At 69.0% G+C, this 11,556-nt stretch carries 12 protein-coding genes; 6 read left to right on the top strand and 6 right to left on the bottom strand.

Annotated elements, in window-relative coordinates; genetic code table 11:
* Nucleotides 1–23 precede the first annotated feature (23 nt).
* The 3 genes from ACIHFB_RS08190 to ACIHFB_RS08180 form a co-directional block, all read right to left on the bottom strand.
* Nucleotides 24–524: a pyridoxamine 5'-phosphate oxidase family protein gene (locus ACIHFB_RS08190; protein WP_400125938.1), complete on the bottom strand. Its 501-nt coding sequence runs from the start codon at nucleotides 522–524 to the stop codon at nucleotides 24–26.
* A 115-nt stretch (nucleotides 525–639) separates the two neighbouring features.
* Complete coding sequence (locus tag ACIHFB_RS08185) at nucleotides 640–1,296, bottom strand: maleylpyruvate isomerase N-terminal domain-containing protein (RefSeq protein WP_400125936.1); 657 nt, start codon at nucleotides 1,294–1,296, stop codon at nucleotides 640–642.
* Between the two features lie 50 nt (nucleotides 1,297–1,346).
* Nucleotides 1,347–2,237, bottom strand: a complete 891-nt coding sequence (locus ACIHFB_RS08180) for a DMT family transporter (RefSeq protein ID WP_400125934.1) — start codon at nucleotides 2,235–2,237, stop codon at nucleotides 1,347–1,349.
* A 77-nt stretch (nucleotides 2,238–2,314) separates the two neighbouring features.
* Between ACIHFB_RS08180 and ACIHFB_RS08175 the strand changes: the two genes are divergently transcribed.
* Entirely contained in the window at nucleotides 2,315–2,917 is a 603-nt protein-coding gene (locus tag ACIHFB_RS08175) for a TetR/AcrR family transcriptional regulator (protein ID WP_400125931.1), read from the top strand.
* 56 nt (nucleotides 2,918–2,973) lie between these two features.
* Here the strand turns inward: ACIHFB_RS08175 and ACIHFB_RS08170 are convergent, their stop codons facing one another.
* Nucleotides 2,974–4,134, bottom strand: coding sequence for an alkaline phosphatase PhoX (locus ACIHFB_RS08170; protein WP_365278793.1), 1,161 nt, complete (start codon nucleotides 4,132–4,134; stop codon nucleotides 2,974–2,976).
* Nucleotides 4,135–4,345: 211 nt separating this feature from the next.
* On the opposite strand from ACIHFB_RS08170, the gene ACIHFB_RS08165 reads away from it, so the two are divergent.
* The 4 genes from ACIHFB_RS08165 (at nucleotide 4,346) to ACIHFB_RS08150 (ending at nucleotide 7,494) form a co-directional block, all read left to right on the top strand.
* The gene (locus tag ACIHFB_RS08165) at nucleotides 4,346–5,272 is read left to right on the top strand and encodes an oxidoreductase (protein WP_400125929.1); all 927 of its coding nucleotides are present in this window, start codon (nucleotides 4,346–4,348) and stop codon (nucleotides 5,270–5,272) included.
* Between the two features lie 126 nt (nucleotides 5,273–5,398).
* Complete coding sequence (locus ACIHFB_RS08160; RefSeq protein ID WP_400125927.1) at nucleotides 5,399–5,875, top strand: excalibur calcium-binding domain-containing protein; 477 nt, start codon at nucleotides 5,399–5,401, stop codon at nucleotides 5,873–5,875.
* A gap of 52 nt (nucleotides 5,876–5,927) precedes the next feature.
* Complete coding sequence (locus ACIHFB_RS08155) at nucleotides 5,928–6,380, top strand: hypothetical protein (protein WP_400125926.1); 453 nt, start codon at nucleotides 5,928–5,930, stop codon at nucleotides 6,378–6,380.
* The gene (locus ACIHFB_RS08150; RefSeq protein ID WP_400125925.1) at nucleotides 6,373–7,494 is read left to right on the top strand and encodes a caspase domain-containing protein; all 1,122 of its coding nucleotides are present in this window, start codon (nucleotides 6,373–6,375) and stop codon (nucleotides 7,492–7,494) included. The genes ACIHFB_RS08155 and ACIHFB_RS08150 overlap by 8 nt, the downstream gene beginning before the upstream one ends.
* Nucleotides 7,495–7,527: 33 nt before the next feature.
* Here the strand turns inward: ACIHFB_RS08150 and ACIHFB_RS08145 are convergent, their stop codons facing one another.
* A complete protein-coding gene (locus ACIHFB_RS08145) occupies nucleotides 7,528–7,980 on the bottom strand; it encodes a TIGR03668 family PPOX class F420-dependent oxidoreductase (RefSeq protein ID WP_400125924.1) in 453 nt (150 codons plus the stop codon).
* Nucleotides 7,981–8,084: 104 nt separating this feature from the next.
* Between ACIHFB_RS08145 and ACIHFB_RS08140 the strand changes: the two genes are divergently transcribed.
* Complete coding sequence (locus ACIHFB_RS08140; RefSeq protein WP_400125922.1) at nucleotides 8,085–8,504, top strand: VOC family protein; 420 nt, start codon at nucleotides 8,085–8,087, stop codon at nucleotides 8,502–8,504.
* A gap of 107 nt (nucleotides 8,505–8,611) precedes the next feature.
* On the opposite strand, the gene ppdK is transcribed toward ACIHFB_RS08140, so the two are convergent.
* The gene (gene ppdK / locus ACIHFB_RS08135; protein WP_400126749.1) at nucleotides 8,612–11,368 is read right to left on the bottom strand and encodes a pyruvate, phosphate dikinase; all 2,757 of its coding nucleotides are present in this window, start codon (nucleotides 11,366–11,368) and stop codon (nucleotides 8,612–8,614) included.
* Nucleotides 11,369–11,556: the final 188 nt, after the last annotated feature.

Below are 11,556 nucleotides of genomic sequence, written 5' to 3'. Positions count from 1 at the left end.
GTCGGCCTTGCGGAACGCCGGTGTCACTCGGTGCGCCGGCGTTCCTCCCGCTGTCGGGCCAGTTCCTCGACCGCGATCGGGAGCGTCGTCTCGAAGTCGATCAGCTTGGCCCAGGTCGGGGTCACGACGATCCGGACCATGCCGTCGTAGAGCGAGCGGATCTCGGTCTCCCACTCGACCCGCTGCTCGGGCGTCATGGTGTAGGTGCCGTTCATCTGGAGAAACTCGTCCGGGATGCCCTCGACGACGTCCAGCTCGGCCCGGCCGCGGAGCAGCAGGATTCTCGGCGGGTGCACCTCGGTGTCCATCGTGAGGGCGACGGCCGGGTTGCGGCGGAGCGCCGTGAGCTTCGGGGCGTTCTTCGGCGTGCACATCACGATCTCGGAGCCGTTCCAGGTGAATCCGATGGGGATGGCCCGGGGTGTGCCGTCCTTGGCGATGTAGGCGAGGCGGGTCAGGTCGCGGGCCAGCAGCTCCTGGCTGATCGGACGGTTCAGGACCTCGGTGATCTCGTTCGGCTGCACGGTCAGCACTCCCAAGTGTCGTTGTTCGCCACCGCTCCGACCGCCCGTCTCGGGCCGGCTCGGTAATGGTGACCGACGGCGGGACGGAAACTCATCGCCTCGCCGACTGGCCGCCTCAGCCCAGGATGAGCGGGAGTTTCGCGGCCCGCTCGCCCAGCGCGACCGTCTCCGCGGCGGTCGGGGTACGCCGTCCGGTGCCGATCAGCAGCGCGTCCCGGTCGGAGAACGAGGCGGGAAGCGCGGTCCCGGCGATCTTCTCCAGTGACGCGCGTGCCGCCGCGAGGGTCTCGGCGGGCGGCTCGGCGGCCGACGGCAGGTGCGCGATCAGGTCGAGGTGGTGCAGGGTCCATTCGAGTACGTACGCGGACAGGTAGTCGCCGATGGTCAGGACCCTGTCCTGGGTGCTGACGCGGGCGGCGGGGTCGGCGAGGCCGGCGGCGCGTCCCGCTGCCGAACCGACGTCGTCGAGATGGAACTTGAGCCACCTCGGCTCGCCGTAGGCCGTGGCCAGTCGGGGGATCAGCGCATCGAGCGGGTCGTCGCCGGCCGGGGGTTCGGCGAGGAGGTCCCAGTAGGTGACCGCGTCCGCGGACGGTTCCGTGTCGGCGGGTGTGACCAGGGTGATCAGGACGTCCTGGGCGTCGATGACCAGGTGGCACACCAGATCCCGTACGCGCCAGCCGGTACAGCCGGACGGTCGCTCGAAGTCCTCGTCCGGGGTTTCGGCGACCGCCGTGAGCAACGCCGTCCATGCGCGGGAGAAGAGATCCACCGCGGCACCGTAGTGCGGGACCTGAACGGCGGACAAGCGCATTCGGCGGCTCATCGCCGGGCCGCCGCCGACGCGCGCGGGCTCGTGCCCCGCACCACGGTCACCGCCGCGAGGGCGACCACCAGACCGACGGCGGTCTGAACGGTGAACGGCTCGCCGAACATCGCGGCGCCCCAGATCGCCGTGACGGGCGCCATCAGGAACATGAGCGTGTTGACCCCGGTCACCCCGGAGCGCTGCAGCACGAGCCAGTAGAGCCCGTATCCGCCGAACGTCGACAGCACCACGAGCCATCCGATCGCCATCCAGAACGACCCGGTGGCGGGCGGTGCGGCACCCCCGAGCGCGAGGGCGGCTCCCGTGAAGACGAGCGCGCTGGTGGTGCAGTGGACGGTCATCGACACCAGGGGCGTGACGTGCGTCGGGGATCGCTGGTCGAGGAAGGTGGCCGCCACCAGGGAAAGCATTCCGGCGAAGGGGACGAGATAGGTCCACCAGGCGACGCCGGTGTTCGCCGAGGCGTCGGCCGTGGTGACGAGGGCGACGCCGCCGAGTCCCAGACACAGGCCGAGCCACTGTCTGCCCGAGACGTACTGACGCAGCAGCGGGCCGGCCAGCGCGCCCGCGACGAGGGGCTGGGTGCCGTCGATCAGGGCGGTCGTGCCGCTGGAGACGCCGAGCTGGATGGCGTAGTAGACGGTGAGCAGATAGCCGCTCTGGGAGAGCAGCCCGATCGCGGTCTGTCGCGCCACGTCGCGGGCGGTCAGTCCCTGCCACGACGCTCGGCGGCTGCCCACGGCCACCGCGACGAGGACGACGGCCAGGGGCAGGAACCGCCACATCAGGATCGTCACGGCGGTCGAGCTTTCCGTGCCGAGTTTGGCGCCGACGAATCCCGAGCTCCAGCAGAGCACGAAGGCGACGGAGAGGAGGAGGTTCACGGTTCACCACCCCATGGCGACTATACAGATCGGTATACCTCAGCTCGTGGACCTCACTATACAGATCGGTATACTTGATGGCCATGGGCACCCGACGGATCACCCGGACCCCCCGGATCACACGGATCGCGATGACCCCGGGCGCGCGCCGCGTTCTCGCAGCCGCGTCACGGCTCTTCTACGAGCACGGCATCCACGCGGTCGGCGTGGACCTGATCGCAGCCGAGGCCGGGGTGACGAAGAAGACGCTCTACGACCGGTTCGGCTCCAAGGACCAGGTCGTCGTCGAGTACCTCGCCGACCGCGACGAGCGCTGGCGGGCGTTCCTCGAGGAGCGGCTCGCGGACGTGGGGTCGGGACCCGTCGACCGGGTTCTCGCGGTCTTCGACGCGTCCCGCGCATGGATGACCGAGAGCAGCCCGAAGGGGTGCAGCATGGTCAACGCCCACGCCGAGATCAGCGATCCCGCCCACCCGGCCTACGCGATCATCACCGGCCAGAAGGAGTGGATGCTGGAGCTCTTCACCGATCTGGCCCGCGAGGTCGCCCCGGAGAGGGCCCAGGAGTCGGCCCGCACCCTGATGCTGCTCCACGAGGGGGCGCTGGTCGCCCACGGCATGCGCATCTTCCCGGACCCGATCGGCCACGCACGCGACGAGGCGGGCAGGGTCCTGTCATAGGTGCTGCGGCGGGGGCGTCCGCGTGACACGGACGCGGCGCCCCCGCCGCCGGGCCGCTACGACCGGAACGGCCCCGTCACCTCGTAGGTGATCCCACCGGACGAACTCCCGCTCGTCCCCCGCTGGCTGGAGAAGTACAGCCGGGAGCCGTTGGGCGAGAAGGCCGGCCCGGTGATCTCCGACCCCGACTGCCCGTCGATGCGCAGGAACGGCGCGATGACGTCGTCCGGCGTGATGACGCAGATCTCCATGTTGCCGCCGTCCTCGGCGACGAAGAGGTCACCGGAGGAGGAGCCGGTGATGTTGTCGACGCCGGTGAGGGGGGCCGTGCCCGACGTCACCAGGGAGTCGTCGTACGCCAACTCGTAGGTGTTGTTCGTCAGGTTGAGCTGCCAGACGCGGTTGTCGCCCTTGGTGGTGAACCAGACCGTGTTGTCGGCGTAGTGGCAGCCCTCGCCGCCGTTGAAGGACTTGGAGCCGGAGACCTGGGTGCGGGTGGAGGTCGGGGAGCCGTCCGGGTCGGGGACGTCGGCCCAGGTGAAGGAGCCGGAGGTGGCGGAGCCCGCGACCATGACCTGGAGGGTGCCGGAGGAGAGGTTGCCCCAGGTCGTCGGGACGAAGCGGTAGAGGCGGCCGTTCGTCTCGTCCTCGGTCAGGTAGATCACCTGGCGCACCGGGTCCGCGGCGGCGGCCTCGTGCTTGAAGCGGCCCATCGCGTCCCGCCGTACGGCCGTGTTCACACCCCACGGGTCGGTCTCGTAGACGTAGCCGAGGGACACCTCCTCGCAGGACAGCCAGGTGTTCCACGGGGTCCTGCCGCCCGCGCAGTTCTGCCGGGTGCCCGCCAGGATGCGGTACGCGCTCGTGATCGTCCCGCTCGACGAGAACTTCACCGCGCTCACGCCGCCGGACGGGTTGATCTCCGAGTTGGAGACATAGATCCAGCCGCTGCCGTCGGCGTAACAGGCGCCGCCGTCAGGGGCGTTGTGCCAGGTGTACGACGTGCCGGACACCGTCTGGCCGGAGCGGGCGATCACCCGGCTGGTGAAGCCGCTCGGCAGTCTGATGCCATTGGCGTCCGGCGAGCCGAGCGCTCCGTAGGGGCCGGTGCCGGGCTGTGCGGGCGCGGCATACGCGGCGCCGCGCCACAGGGTTCCGCCGAACACGGCGGAGGACCCGCCGAGGACGGCCGCACGCAGGAGGGTACGACGTTCCACTCTCGCTCCAAGGGTGGCGTGACCGCCCCGTCGCCGATCGGCGACGGGGTCGTGCGGTGAGGGACGTTAGGGGCGCGGGGTTACCTCCCTCGGGCACTGTGGGTTGACAGGTCATGGACAGGCTGTGGCGGCCGAGTACGCGTCGGAGGGCTGCGCCGGCCGCCCACCGCCGTAGGCTGAACCGGGTCCGCACACCGGAGGGAGCCCCGTCATGCCCGGCTGGAACGCGAGTGACATGCCCGACCAGAGCGGCCGCGTCGCCGTCGTCACCGGCGCCAACAGCGGCATCGGGTACGTGACCGCGCGGGAGCTGGCGCGCAGGGGCGCCCGCGTGGTGCTCGCCTGCCGCAGCGAGGCGCGCGGCCATGAGGCCGGGGACCGAATGGTCAGCGAAGTACCGGACACGGACGTGGAGTTCGGCCGGCTGGACCTCGCGGACCTCGGTTCCGTACGGGAGTTCGCGGCCTGGTATCCGTACGAGCGGCTGGATCTGCTCGTCAACAACGCCGGGGTGATGGCGCTGCCGTACGGGACGACGGCGGACGGCTTCGAGACGCAGTTCGGGGTGAACCACCTCGGCCACTTCGCGCTCACGGGACTGCTGCTGCCGGTGCTGAACGCCACCCCCGGGGCACGTGTCGTGACCGTCTCCAGCTTCATGCACGCCCTGTCCAACATCGACATCGACGACCTCAACAGCGAACGACGCTACAACCGTTGGACCGCCTACGCCCGCTCCAAGACGGCCAACCTGCTCTTCACCCACGAGCTGGCCCGCCGTACGGCCGCCGCCGACTCGAACGTCCTGGCCGCCGCCGCGCACCCCGGCTACTCCGACACCGACCTCCACACCGCCGGCCCACGCATGACGGGCAACAAGCTCACCGAACGCATGCGGCACCTCGGCAGCCGAACCCTCGCCCAGCCCGCCGAGAACGGCGCCCTCCCCACCCTCTACGCCGCCACCGCCCCCGACGTACCCCCCGACTCCTTCACCGGCCCGTCCTTCGCAGGCTGGCGCGGTTCACCGGGCCCGTCCCGCCGCGCCCCCTGGACCCTCAACGACCGCGCGAGCGAACGCCTTTGGGAGGCGTCGGAGGGGTTGACCGGGGTGGTGTACGAGGGGTTGAAGGTCTGACGCTTCCCGGGCGACGGGCGGCGAGGGCTCACACTCCGACCACTCATGCATCACAAGATGGTCACTTCACCTTCACAACTTGTAGCGCGCCAATACGGTCATCTCCTCACGTAACACCTTTGGGGGATGAGCATGAGCAACGCGTACAACACACCGCCTGTGCCGCCACAGCCCGCTCCTGGAACCACGCCCAGATGGGCCCGGAAGCGGTACGTCCTGCCGGCGCTCGCGGTGGCGCTGTTCGTCGGTGTCGGGATCGGCAACAGCGGCGGGGACACGACGACGGACCAGGCGCAGCCCACGGCGGCCAAGCCGGGGCCGACCGTCACCGTCACGGCGACAGCCACCGCCACGGAGACCGCCGAGCCCGAGGCGGCACCGACGGCGACCGTCACGAAGACCGTGCGGGTCACCAAGACCGTGACCGCCCGGCCCGCCGCCGACGACGCCGGATCCGGTGACGACAGCGGCGGCGGCTCCGACAGCGTCTACTACGACAACTGCGACGCGGCCCGCGCCGCCGGCGCCGCGCCCGTGCGCGTCGGCGATCCCGGCTACGGGTCCCACCTCGACCGGGACGGGGACGGCGTGGCATGCGAGTGAGGGGCAGCGTCCAGACGCCCGCGAAAGGGTCGAGCGTGGCGCGGGAGCGGTTGTGAACGAATCGACACGGCAGCTGGGTCTCGTCCTACGGGGCAGGCCTGATGTCGACCAGGAGGAGCTGGACGAGCTCACCCTTCGGCTGCGCGAGCAGATCATGCTCGAACTCGACGTCCACAACGTGGAGTTGCTCAGATCCGATGGAGTCCCTGAGGGAGCGAAACCGGGCGAAGTGATCGCGCTGGGCGCCATGACCGTGACGGTCGCGCCGTTGGTGCTGCGGGGCGTGCTACGACTGTTGGAGACCTGGATCCAGAACCGTCCTGTGCGCACGGTGAGCATCACCATCGGCGAGGACGTTCTTGAGGTGGAGGCGACCTCGTCAGCGGATCAGCGGCGGTTGATCGACGCCTTCATCCATGCCCACACCGGCAATCAGCCGGCGGCACCTGGCCTTTCCTCCGGCTCGGGCCCTGAACCGGAACCGGAGGAGGTGTCGGGTGGATGAGGAGGCTGCAGTGTCTCGTGGCCGTGACGCCCTCCTCATCGCAACCAGCCGATACGACCACGCGGGCCTGCGCCGACTCCGCTCGCCGGCACGCGACGGCCAGGGCCTGGCCGAGGTGTTGCGTGATCCTCGCATCGGCGACTTCGAGGTGACCCAGGTCGTCGACGCGCGACAGCATGAGGCCAACCGCACCATCGAGGAGTTCTTCCTGGACCGTGGCAGGAACGATCTGCTGCTTCTTCACCTCTCCTGCCACGGCCTCAAGAACGACAGCGGCGAGTTGTTCTTCGCCGCTCGGGACACCGATCCGCGCCTGCTCGCCTCCACCGCTGTCTCTGCCTCGTTCCTCCGCTCCCAGATGCAACGCTGCCGAGCAAAATCGATCGTCGTACTGCTCGACTGCTGTTACAGCGGCGCTTTCCTCCCCGGCAGCAAGGGGGACAACGCCGTCCATCTGCAGGAAGAACTGGCCGGCCATGGCCGGGTGGTCATTACAGCCACCAGCCGCACGGAGTACGCCTGGGAAGGCGATCATTTCAACGAGTTGGGGCCAGAGCCTTCCCAGTTCACAGGCGCTGTGATCGAAGGTCTGCGGACAGGGCGGGCCGACGTTGACAAGGACGGCCTGATCAGCGTTCTTGACCTCTACGACTATGTTGCCGAGCGAATGCGCGCCTCGGGAGTCAAGCAGCGGCCGCAGCTGTGGACCGAGTTGGAGTATCGGGTCATCCTTGGCAGGTCCGTCCTCCGCACCACCAAGACGTCGCCGACAGCACGTGCGATGGCCGCGGGTGCGCTGGCGATCTCAGTGACGACCGAGAGCGAGACGATCCGTCAGTGGGTTACTGAGGGTGAACTCCGCAGCCTGGTGGAGCGCATAGGTGGCACAGAAGACCATTTCCTCGTCGTAGAACGGATACCTGCCAAGCCGGACGTGTACATCCAGGTCTGGCACGATCGCGGTGGCGACTATCAGCTTGAGTACCGAGATGGCGCCCCGGACCGACACGTCCGCACCTTCCTGCCGTCCTCTCAAGCCGTCACCGAGACGATGCTCCGCTGGGCAAGGCAGGAGTTCGGCTGGCACGTATGGGAACGAGTGGACGACCTCTAGGGCAAGGCGGGTAGGCCTTCGCGCAGTTCCTGCTCAAGGTGGACGGTCTGCTCCCGGCGTCATCGACGCGCGCCCGAACGTCCAGCCGCTCCACCGATCGACCCGAATGGCGACCACGGGACCCTGGGGAGGAGAGTCCTGGTACTGGTCGTACTTGTCGCGCAGCAAATCCACCGCGCGGTGCCGCTCTTGCCCGTCCTCCAGAACCTCCCCGCGGCCGTCGGCGCGAGCCCACCACAAGGTCGACCAGTCCTCGGAGTAGTGGTCGACCAGGATCGTCACTGAGGGGTTCTCCCGGATGTTGCTGAGCCGCCGCAGCTGCCACGTGCTCTTGGGCTTGTGGTCCACCGCGAAGTACACGACGTCGTCCAGGACGGCGAAGGTCACCGGCACGGCGTGGGGCACCCCATTGGCATCGGCTGTCGCCAGCCGTGCGACAGGTGACCCGACGAAACGTTCCCGGGCGACGAGCGGCGACAGTTGCATGCACTCCACGGTAGAGCTGAAAGGCCCATGTCCGCCGTAGCCACGGAATCCCCCGACCCGTCGGCGAGTTGACGGGGCGTAACCGCGATCCCCGAGGAGCCGTCATGCCCGACGAGTCAGCCACCGACACCGCCGTCAGCGAACTCCGCCTGGTCGTCACCGCCGACGACTACGACGCGGCGCTGCACTTCTACCGTGACGTACTCGGCCTGAGCGAGCAGGCGGCGTTCTCCTCGCCCGGTGGGCGGGTCACGATTCTCGATGCCGGGCGGGCGACGCTGGAGTTGACCGATCCGAACCATGCCGCGTTCATCGACGAGGTGGAGGTCGGGCGGCGGGTGGGCGGGCACATTCGGGTGGCGTTCCAGGTTGACGACTCCACGGCCGTGACGGCGAAGCTGGCGGCGGCAGGGGCCGAGGTGGTGGCCGGGCCGACGCGCACGCCCTGGAACTCGCTCAACTCCCGGCTTGAGGCGCCCGGTGCGCTCCAGTTGACGCTGTTCACGGAGCTCGGAGAGGCATGAGGGAGAGGGCGGCACCCCCCGCACGGGGTGCCGCCCTCTCTTCGTGCGCCGGAGCCGCCGCCCATCGGTGAGGGTCGGGGACGGACGACGGCTCCGGGGACTGGTGGCTAGCGGTGGTCGCTGCCCTGGGACTGGGACGCCGCCCGGCCCGCCTCCAGGCGTGCCACGGGGATGCGGAAGGGAGAGCAGGAGACGTAGTCCAGGCCCACCTCGTGGAAGAAGTGGACGGACTCCGGGTCACCGCCGTGCTCGCCGCAGACGCCGAGCTTGAGGTCGGGGCGGGTGGCCCGGCCGGCCTCGGCGGCCAGCTTCACCAGCGAGCCCACGCCGTCCCTGTCGATCGTCTCGAAGGGCGACACCCCGAAGATGCCCTTCTCCAGGTACGCCGTGAAGAACGAGGCCTCGACGTCGTCCCGGCTGAAGCCCCACACCGTCTGGGTGAGGTCGTTCGTGCCGAAGGAGAAGAACTCGGCGGCCTCGGCGATCTGACCGGCGGTCAGTGCGGCGCGCGGCAGTTCGATCATCGTGCCGATCGACAGCTTCAGCTGCGCACCCGTCGCCGCCTCCACCTCCGCGATGACCTGGTCGGCCTCCTCGCGGACGATCTCCAGCTCCTGGACCGTGCCGACGAGCGGGATCATGATCTCGGCCCGCGGGTCGCCCTTCGCCGCCTTGCGCTCGGCCGCGGCCTCGGCGATCGCCCGTACCTGCATGGTGAACAGGCCCGGGATGACCAGACCCAGCCGCACACCCCTCAGCCCCAGCATCGGGTTCTGCTCGTGCAGCCGGTGCACGGCCTGGAGCAGGCGCAGGTCGTTCTCGTGCGGGTCCTTGCGGGACTCCGCGAGGGCCACTCGGACCGACAGCTCGGTGATGTCGGGGAGGAACTCGTGCAGCGGGGGGTCCAGCAGCCTGACGGTCACCGGCAGACCGTCCATCGCCGAGAACAGCTCCACGAAGTCCTTCTTCTGGAGCGGGAGCAGCTCCTTCAGGGACTCCTCGCGCTCGGCATCCGTGTCGGCCAGGATCAGACGCTCGACCAGCTCACGGCGGTCGCCGAGGAACATGTGCTCCGTACGGCACAGGCCGATCCCCTGGGCGCCGAAGCGGCGGGCCCGCAGCGCGTCCTCGGCGTTGTCCGCGTTGGCGCGCACCCGCAGGCGCCGCTTGCGGTCGGCGAACGCCATGATCCGGTGCACGGCCTCGACCAGTTCGTCGGCGTCCTGGGCGCCCGCGTGCATCCGGCCCTCGAAGTACTCGACCACCGGGGACGGGACGACCGGCACCTCACCCAGGTACACCTTGCCGCTCGACCCGTCGATCGAGATCAGGTCGCCTTCCTCCACCACATGCCCGCCGGGCACCGTCATCCGGCGCCGCTTGGTGTCGACCTCGAGCTCCTCGGCACCGCAGACACAGGTCTTGCCCATGCCGCGTGCCACGACGGCGGCGTGCGAGGTCTTGCCGCCGCGGCTGGTGAGGATGCCCTCGGCCGCGATCATGCCGTCCAGGTCGTCGGGGTTGGTCTCCCGGCGGACCAGGATCACCTGCTCGCCCGAGCGCGACCACTTCACGGCCGTGTACGAGTCGAAGACCGCCTTGCCGACCGCCGCACCCGGCGAGGCCGCGATGCCCCGGCCGACCTTCTCCACCTTCGCTTCCTCGTCGAAGCGCGGGAACATCAGCTGGGCGAGCTGGGCGCCCGTCACCCGCTGGAGCGCCTCGGCCTCGTCGATGAGGCCCTGGTCGACGAGTTGCGTGGCGATACGGAAGGCCGCGCCCGCGGTGCGCTTGCCGACGCGGGTCTGGAGCATCCACAGCTGGCCGCGCTCGATGGTGAACTCGATGTCGCAGAGATCCTTGTAGTGGTTCTCCAGGGTCGCCATGATCTGCATCAGCTGGTCGTACGACTTCTTGTCGATCGTCTCCAGCTCGGCGAGCGGGACGGTGTTGCGGATGCCCGCGACCACGTCCTCGCCCTGCGCGTTCTGGAGGTAGTCGCCGTAGACGCCCTGGTGGCCGGAGGCGGGGTCACGGGTGAAGGCGACGCCCGTGCCGGAGTCGGGGCCGAGGTTGCCGAAGACCATGGAGCAGACGTTGACCGCGGTGCCCAGGTCGCCGGGGATGCGCTCCTGACGGCGGTAGAGCTTGGCGCGGTCGGTGTTCCAGGAGTCGAAGACCGCGTGGATGGCGAGGTCCATCTGCTCGCGCGGGTCCTGCGGGAAGTCCCGGCCGGCCTCGGTCTTGACGATCTTCTTGAACCGGGTGACCAGCTTCTTGAGGTCGGCGGCCTCCAGCTCGGTGTCGACCGTGACCTTCTTGGCCTCCTTGGCCTTCTCCAGCGCGTCCTCGAAGAGTTCGCCGTCGACGCCGAGGACGGTCTTGCCGAACATCTGGATGAGGCGGCGGTAGGAGTCCCACGCGAACCGCTCGTCGCCGGCCTGCTTGGCCAGGCCCTGCACGGACTTGTCGGAGAGCCCGATGTTGAGAACGGTGTCCATCATGCCGGGCATCGAGAACTTCGCCCCGGAACGTACCGATACGAGGAGGGGGTCATCGGCCTGTCCGAGCTTCTTGCCCATCGCCGCTTCGAGGCCGTCGAGGTGCGAGCTCACCTCGTCACGCAGTGCCACCGGCTCCTCGCCGCTGTCGAGGTAGACCTTGCAGGCTTCGGTGGTGATCGTGAAGCCCGGAGGGACGGGAAGACCCAGGTTGGTCATCTCGGCGAGGTTTGCGCCCTTTCCGCCAAGGAGGTCCTTCAGGTCCTTGTTGCCCTCGGTGAAGTCGTAAACGAACTTTTTGTTTTCCGACACGGGTCCCAACTCCTCAGAGGACGCGGTGGCTGCCCTGACGGCGAGGAACATACCCAGATCGAAGGCGTCTGGGTACGTCCACTTGTGCGTCATGAGCCCGTAACCAGCCGTCCGCCACAGGATCGAAAGTCAAGGCTTGGCAAGGAATAGCCCAGCGATGTGTTCACTTCTTGAACGAATGCACCCTCACGGGCCACGGATATCGCTCGTATGAGCGTCTCTCGACACGTCTGATTTCG

Source organism: Streptomyces sp. NPDC051963 (assembly GCF_044593495.1).
In the GTDB taxonomy this organism is placed as follows: domain Bacteria; phylum Actinomycetota; class Actinomycetes; order Streptomycetales; family Streptomycetaceae; genus Streptomyces.
This window is presented reverse-complemented; position numbering and strand designations above follow the sequence as displayed.

Excerpts from the sequence above, each read along its gene's own strand:
- ACIHFB_RS08175 (WP_400125931.1), top strand. The coding sequence starts at position 2,315 with ATGGCCATGGGCACCCGACGGATCACCCGGACCCCCCGGATCACACGG.
- ACIHFB_RS08165 (WP_400125929.1), top strand. The coding sequence starts at position 4,346 with ATGCCCGGCTGGAACGCGAGTGACATGCCCGACCAGAGCGGCCGCGTC.
- ACIHFB_RS08160 (WP_400125927.1), top strand. The coding sequence starts at position 5,399 with ATGAGCATGAGCAACGCGTACAACACACCGCCTGTGCCGCCACAGCCC.
- ACIHFB_RS08145 (WP_400125924.1), bottom strand. The coding sequence starts at position 7,980 with ATGCAACTGTCGCCGCTCGTCGCCCGGGAACGTTTCGTCGGGTCACCT.
- ACIHFB_RS08140 (WP_400125922.1), top strand. The coding sequence starts at position 8,085 with ATGCCCGACGAGTCAGCCACCGACACCGCCGTCAGCGAACTCCGCCTG.
- ppdK (WP_400126749.1), bottom strand. The coding sequence starts at position 11,368 with ATGTTCCTCGCCGTCAGGGCAGCCACCGCGTCCTCTGAGGAGTTGGGA.